We start from the raw sequence: 538 nt of genomic DNA, 5'->3' as shown, positions 1-538 counted from the left end.
GGCCGCATACGGCACCCCGGGCGCACGCCCCGTTCGGGCATTCGCTACGTTTGGCACCGTGGAGAAGAAGAACGCCCTGCGCGCCGGCGCCCTGGCCGCCGGTACGACGCTGATGATGCTGCTCATGTCGTCCCCCGCGCTCGCGCTGACCCGCGACGACGGCGACGACCCCGGCCCGGGCCTGAGCGTCGCCCAGACGCTGGGGCTCTACGTCGGCATCCCGCTCGCCCTGTTCGTGATCATCACGGGCCTGGTCATGGTCCTGGACAGGTCCCAGGACAAGCACCGCTTCGTGAGCCGGAACGTGGACGTCAAGACCAAGGCCTGACCACACCGCACGCACACGCACACCGAGGGCGCCGACCCCGCCACACGTACGCGCACCGCCGTACGTGGGCGAGGTGGGCGCCCTAGGCGTGTGTGCGGGACGCGGGTCGTGGGCGTGCCGTTGCCGATGAGCGCCGGCCAACGGATGTTGGTACCAGGAGGTCCCCATGACCGGCACCACTGGAAACCGCACCCCCGGCCCCGCCCTCGT

The 538-nt window shown here is 71.2% G+C and carries 1 protein-coding gene; it reads left to right on the top strand.

Translation table 11 applies throughout. The annotated features are described in order from the left end of the window. The first annotated feature begins 58 nt into the window (after nt 1-58). Nucleotides 59-328: a hypothetical protein gene (locus C1I97_RS38635; protein ID WP_111007423.1), complete on the top strand. Its 270-nt coding sequence runs from the start codon at nt 59-61 to the stop codon at nt 326-328. Nucleotides 329-538 lie beyond the last annotated feature (210 nt).

This window comes from Streptomyces sp. NTH33 (assembly GCF_003236365.1).
GTDB lineage: Bacteria > Actinomycetota > Actinomycetes > Streptomycetales > Streptomycetaceae > Streptomyces.
The sequence above is the reverse complement of the archived record's forward strand: the minus strand, read 5'-3'. Positions and strand labels throughout refer to the sequence as shown.